This is a genomic window from Novipirellula sp. (assembly GCF_041583735.1).
Classification (GTDB): domain Bacteria; phylum Planctomycetota; class Planctomycetia; order Pirellulales; family Pirellulaceae; genus Novipirellula.
The window spans coordinates 1-4,791 of record NZ_JBFHFD010000662.1; the positions used below are offsets into that span (position 1 = coordinate 1).

Sequence of the window (4,791 nt, forward strand, 5' to 3'; positions counted from 1 at the left end):
AAAGGACCCACAATCGGGCGAGCGTTCCTTTAGCGGGCACCAATCCGGGGCAGAGCAGGGCGGGGCAGGGTACTCGTCGGGTGATCGTTGGCAATCATCCCGCCAATCGCCTCGCCCAAGGCCAAATCGCGATCTCGCAGCGAGCGTCAACAGCGGGCCAATCAACACGCCGCAGATCGCTTCGCAAAGCACCGGCGTGGATGTGAAGCTGTAGAGGGCCGCATAGATGTTTTCGCTGTTGCTTTCGTCGACTCTCGGTAGCGAAACTCGCCAAGAGTTTCGTCAAGCACCCAGCCTTTCGTAGCGAAACTCGCAGAACGTTTCGTGAAGCCAACGGCCGAAAGAATGTAGGACGCCAAGCAATGGCAACGCGACTCAGAGAGTCACCCTACTTTGAAAAACGGATTTGCCCGGCCGAAAGTCTTCGCGATTTTCGCTACCGATAGGCGGTCGTACTCGCAGCGCCGAAAGTCTTGGCGACTTTCGCTACTGCCGACTTCACCGACCCTCCCAGCGTTGCTGGGCGAGTGAAATCTCAAAAACCTACCGCGAGGCTCGCAGCAGACCGCGAGCTCGGCGAACGGCCGTGTCTTTGATCTCGGCTTCTTGAACCGTTGCCGAAGGCATTTCGAGCGCTTCATTGAGCGTGACTCGCGCCTTCTCGCTATCGAGCAGATCGACGGGTGTCGCACGTGCGGTCAAAATGCTGACCACATCGCCTTCGACTTGGGCGAATCCACCGTCGATGAAGTAACGCTCAGGACCGGCGGCGGTTTGCAACCGCAGCGTACCAAACCCAAGTCGCCCGATCATCGGCGCGCGGCCGGTCAGGATACCTAACTCGCCATCGGCCATCGGTAGCGCCACAAAGTCGGCCTCGCGGTCAAACTCGGTACGCTCGGGCGTGACGACAATACATCGAATGGCCATCGTTTACTTGTTCTCCATCTTCTTAGCCTGAGCTTCGGCTTGCTCAATCGCACCGACGTACATGAACGCTCGCTCGGGCAAGTGATCGTAGTCGCCGTTACAGATTCCTTCGAAGCTGCGAATGGTGTCTTCGAGTGAGGTGATCTCACCCTTCTTGCCGGTGAAGACTTCGGCCACGAGGAACGGTTGCGACAAGAATCGCTCGATACGACGAGCACGATGCACGATCATCTTGTCGTCTTCGCTCAATTCATCGACACCGAGAATCGCGATGATGTCTTGAAGTTCGCGGTAACGTTGCAGAATCGTTTGCACGCGGCGAGCAATCGCATAGTGACGCTCACCGACGTACTGCGGATCCAAAATACGCGAGTTCGATGCCAACGGGTCGATCGCAGGGTAAATCCCCTTTTCCGAAATCGATCGCTCGAGGTAGATAAACGCGTCCAATTGGCCGAACGCCGTTGCCGGTGCAGGGTCAGTCGGGTCATCCGCAGGAACGTAAACGGCTTGAACCGAGGTGATCGCTCCCTTCTTGGTCGATGTAATCCGCTCTTGCAACGCCCCCATTTCGGTTGCCAGCGTTGGCTGGTAACCGACCGCCGAAGGCATACGTCCGAGTAGCGCCGAAACTTCCGAACCGGCTTGCGAGAAGCGGAAAATGTTGTCGACGAACAACAGCGTGTCCGCTCCGGTCGAATCGCGGAAGAACTCAGCCATGGTCAACGCGGACAGTGCAACGCGAAGACGCGAGCCTGGTGGCTCGTTCATCTGGCCGAACACCATGCAAGTTTGCTCGATTACCTTACGGCCGGTTTCGCCGATTTCGGCTTCTTGCATTTCCAACCAAAGGTCGGTTCCTTCGCGAGTTCGCTCACCCACGCCGGCGAATACCGAGTAACCGCCGTGGCTACTTGCGATACGAGCGATCAACTCGGTCAAAATAACGGTTTTGCCTAGTCCCGCACCCCCGAACAAACCCGCCTTACCACCACGCACAAACGGGGTTAGCAGGTCGATCACCTTGATACCGGTTTCGAACACTTCGGTGTTCGTGGACAGCTCGGAAATCGGAGGAGCTTGACGGTGAATCGGCCAGTAATCTTCGGCTTCGACTTCGCCGCGATTATCGATGGGGTTGCCGAGTACGTTGAACACGCGGCCGAGGGTTTTAACACCGACGGGGACGGTCACCGGGCGGCCCAAGTCGACCACATCCATGCCTCGCATCATTCCATCGGTACTGCCCAGTGCGATCGCACGAACGCGACCGCCACCGAGGTGCTGTTGGACTTCACCGATCAGATTGATCGTGACCCCTTTGTGCTCGCTCTTGATCTCTACAGCGTTGTAGATCTTGGGAAGCTGCTTCTCAGGGAACTCCGCATCAAAGGTAGAACCAATGACTTGCGTGACTTTACCAACGGCGCCTTGTTCGATTGCGGTGGACATAGCTTGTTTTTAGGTATCGAGAGGAAGTTGATGTTTTGGATTGGCTAGGACTGCTAGCCTCTGTGTGGGGAACCATTTGCAGCGACGAAACCGCCGCTGCGTTTTGTTTTGACTTACTTGGCGAGTGCTTCGACGCCGCCGATGATTTCCATAATTTCGCCAGTAATCTGGCTCTGACGTGCTCGGTTGTACGTCATCGAAAGCTGCTTGATCATGTCGCCGGCGTTCTCGGTCGCCCCCTTCATCGCGATCATTCGAGCCACTTGCTCGCTGACAGCCGCGTCGAGGAAACATTTGAACAAACGCACTTTGAAACTGGTCGGCACGACCTCTTCCAAGATGCTTTCGGCGGATGGCAAGAATTCGAATTCGACCGACTTTTCATCGTCGTCACTTGCGGCGGCTTCCTCGTCACTTAACGAGCCCAGCGGCAGCAGCGTTTCGATCGTGGCGATTTGGCGGCTGGTGCTGATGAATTTGGTGTAAACCACATCCAAGCGGTCGATCTTGCCGGTCACGTATTCGGTCAGATATTGGTCGGCGATCTTTTCGACTTCGTCATAAGCCGGCTGATCTTCGAAGCCCAAGTAAGCATTGTCGACAAGCGTCTTGCGGAACTTCAAACCGTTCACGCCGCGTTTGCCGCTGGCATCCACCGCGACTTCGTCGATCGTATCGCGAAGGTCACGAATCCGTGGCATCGCAGTTCGCAAGACGTTGCCGTTGTAACCACCACACAAACCGCGGTTGCTGGTCAAAACCAAAACGCGAGCTTTGTTAGGATTGTCGCGGGGTTCAAGCAGCGGATGCTTGACATCCAAACCGGCTGCGGCCAACCGTTTGACGATCTTGGTAATCTGATCGGTATAGGCGGTCGCAGCCTGGGCACGATCCATTGCCTTCTTGTAACGCGCGGTCGCAATCAACTCCATCGTTCGCGTGATTTTGCGAATATTGCGAATCGACTTGCGTCGTTTATCGAGTGCTCGTGCGTTGGCCATAAGATGAGGCGATCGTTACTGGAACAAACGGAGGTTAAACGGATATTGGTAAGGTCGACCGTCGCGTACGGCCAGTGCGGCAATAATCCCGAAAACGATTTGCAGCACCATTGGCACAAACACGATCGGAAATAGGGCACCACAACTGGCGACGAGTAGGACGCCACAAACCACACTCAAAATCAGCAACGTGATCTGAAAATTGAGTGCTTCTTTGGCTTGCGACTCCGCAAACGGTGACTTGTCTTTCTGGGTTAAATAAATAATCAAAGGGCCGATAAACCCGATCAAACCGCCCGCCAAAATCCCGGCACATCCCGATAGATGTGCAATCAACGCTAAATTTCGGTCTTCGTTGTTGGGAGTAAAATCGGGCGGTTCAATGGGTGGTTGTTGGTCGCTCGATTCGGGAGGCTGAAATGGATTGTTCATAAAAACTTACCTTTCTCCGGCCGCCGAACGAGCGAGGCATTACAACTCGACTTCGACTGGCTTGTAGCCGGATTTGAATTCTTTGATGACGGTAATGATCGACTCAGTGATCTCGTCGGTCAGGTCACCCTTGGACTCCAAATCGCTAAGCAGCTTGCCGTGCTTGTCGTGGACAAATTGGATGAAGTCCTTTTCCCACTGGGGGACCGACTTGATCGGTACATCGTCCAAATAACCACGGGTTCCTGCAAACAAACTCAAAACTTGTTCGGTCACCGACATCGGTTGGTATTGAGGCTGCTTGAGCAACTCAACCATGCGATATCCGCGATCCAATTGGCTTTGTGTGTCGGCGTCGAGGTCCGTACCGAGTTGGGCGAATGCTTCCAAGGCACGAAACGCTGCCAAGTCGAGGCGCAAACCACCAGCAACTTTTTTCATCGCCTTGATCTGAGCCGCTCCACCCACGCGAGACACCGAAATACCGGCGTTCATCGCAGGACGAATCCCAGCAAAGAACAAGTCGGGTTGCAGGTAAATTTGACCGTCGGTGATCGAAATTACGTTTGTCGGAATGTAGGCCGAGACTTCGCCTTCGAGCGTTTCAATGATCGGCAAACTGGTGATCGAACCGCCACCAAGTTCGTCCGACAATTTCGCCGAACGCTCAAGCAAACGACTGTGACAGTAGAAAACGTCCCCGGGGTAAGCTTCGCGGCCTGGTGGGCGACGCATCAACAAACTCATTTGACGATAGGCCGTCGCTTGCTTGCTCAAGTCATCATAGACAACCAGGGCGTGCCCGCCGTTGAACATGAAGTGCTCGGCCATCGCAGTTCCGGCGTACGGAGCGATGTACTGAAGCGGGGCAGGCGAGCTTGCTCCCGAAGCGATCACACAGGTGTATTCCATCGCCCCTTTTTGCTGCAACACTTCGACGATCGAAGCAACCGCCGAGTCCTTTTGGCCGACCGCG

General features: G+C 55.2%; 5 protein-coding genes and 1 pseudogene. 1 reads left to right on the forward strand and 5 read right to left on the reverse strand.

Annotated features, from left to right (window positions below):
• Positions 1–214: hypothetical protein (locus tag ABX962_RS30435; RefSeq protein WP_372725197.1), on the forward strand; the 214-nt coding region annotated here is incomplete at its 5' end.
• Between the two features lie 329 nt (positions 215–543).
• Here the strand turns inward: ABX962_RS30435 and ABX962_RS30440 are convergent.
• The 5 genes and pseudogenes from ABX962_RS30440 to ABX962_RS30460 all read right to left on the reverse strand — a co-directional run.
• Positions 544–930, reverse strand: coding sequence for a F0F1 ATP synthase subunit epsilon (locus ABX962_RS30440; protein ID WP_372725199.1), 387 nt, complete (start codon positions 928–930; stop codon positions 544–546).
• 3 nt (positions 931–933) lie between these two features.
• Positions 934–2,382, reverse strand: a complete 1,449-nt coding sequence (gene atpD / locus ABX962_RS30445) for a F0F1 ATP synthase subunit beta (protein ID WP_372725200.1) — start codon at positions 2,380–2,382, stop codon at positions 934–936.
• A gap of 113 nt (positions 2,383–2,495) precedes the next feature.
• Positions 2,496–3,383: an ATP synthase F1 subunit gamma gene (atpG, locus tag ABX962_RS30450; RefSeq protein WP_345323636.1), complete on the reverse strand. Its 888-nt coding sequence runs from the start codon at positions 3,381–3,383 to the stop codon at positions 2,496–2,498.
• Between the two features lie 15 nt (positions 3,384–3,398).
• On the reverse strand, positions 3,399–3,815 hold the full coding sequence (locus ABX962_RS30455) for a DUF4870 domain-containing protein (protein WP_372725202.1): 417 nt from the start codon (positions 3,813–3,815) through the stop codon (positions 3,399–3,401).
• Between the two features lie 39 nt (positions 3,816–3,854).
• Positions 3,855–4,791, reverse strand: a pseudogene (locus tag ABX962_RS30460) (F0F1 ATP synthase subunit alpha); the annotation flags it as partial.

Excerpts from the sequence above, each read along its gene's own strand:
- ABX962_RS30440 (WP_372725199.1), bottom strand. The coding sequence starts at position 930 with ATGGCCATTCGATGTATTGTCGTCACGCCCGAGCGTACCGAGTTTGAC.
- atpD (WP_372725200.1), bottom strand. The coding sequence starts at position 2,382 with ATGTCCACCGCAATCGAACAAGGCGCCGTTGGTAAAGTCACGCAAGTC.
- atpG (WP_345323636.1), bottom strand. The coding sequence starts at position 3,383 with ATGGCCAACGCACGAGCACTCGATAAACGACGCAAGTCGATTCGCAAT.
- ABX962_RS30455 (WP_372725202.1), bottom strand. The coding sequence starts at position 3,815 with ATGAACAATCCATTTCAGCCTCCCGAATCGAGCGACCAACAACCACCC.